Consider the following 673-nt stretch of genomic DNA (forward strand, 5'->3'; position numbering starts at 1 on the left):
CGGACCCGATCCCGCCAATCCCCACCCCATGAACGGCTTTCCCCAGGTGTGCTTTATCAAGAACACCATCAAGGGGCCCAATATCGAGGTGGGTGACTACACCTATTACGACGACCCGGAGGATTCGACGGGCTTCGAGCGCAACGTCCTCTACCACTTCCCCTTCATCGGCGACAAGCTCATCATCGGCAAGTTCTGCGCCATCGCCCGCGGGGTGAAGTTCATCATGAACGGCGCCAACCACCAGACCTCCGGCTTCTCCACCTACCCCTTCTTTATCTTCGGCAACGGCTGGGAGCATGCCGCACCCGCCCCGGGCAGCCTCCCCTACAAGGGCGATACCGTCATCGGCAACGATGTCTGGATTGGCTATGACGCCCTGATCATGCCGGGAGTAAAAGTCGGCAACGGCGCCATCATCGCCGCCCGCTCCGTGGTCACCGGCGACGTGCCCGCCTACGCCGTGGTCGGCGGCAACCCGGCGAAAGTGATCCGCTACCGCTTCGACGACGACACCATCGCCCGTCTCAACGCCATCGCCTGGTGGGACTGGCCGGTAGAGCAGATCAGCCGCAACCTGCCGCTTATCAGCGGCGGCGAAATAGCCGCGCTGGAAGCGGCAACCCCATAGAGACAACCACCATCAAGCAGGAAGCACTATGCAACTAACCCC

Annotated in this window: 1 protein-coding gene; it reads left to right on the forward strand. The window is 62.1% G+C overall.

Annotated elements, in window-relative coordinates; translation table 11 throughout:
- The coding region (locus AACS18_RS04060) for a Vat family streptogramin A O-acetyltransferase (protein ID WP_108613772.1) at positions 1-631 on the forward strand (631 nt) is incomplete at its 5' end.
- Between the last annotated feature and the right edge of the window lie 42 nt (positions 632-673).

The sequence above is a fragment of the Aeromonas sp. HMWF015 genome (assembly GCF_963878965.1).
GTDB classification, from domain to species: domain Bacteria; phylum Pseudomonadota; class Gammaproteobacteria; order Enterobacterales; family Aeromonadaceae; genus Aeromonas; species Aeromonas veronii.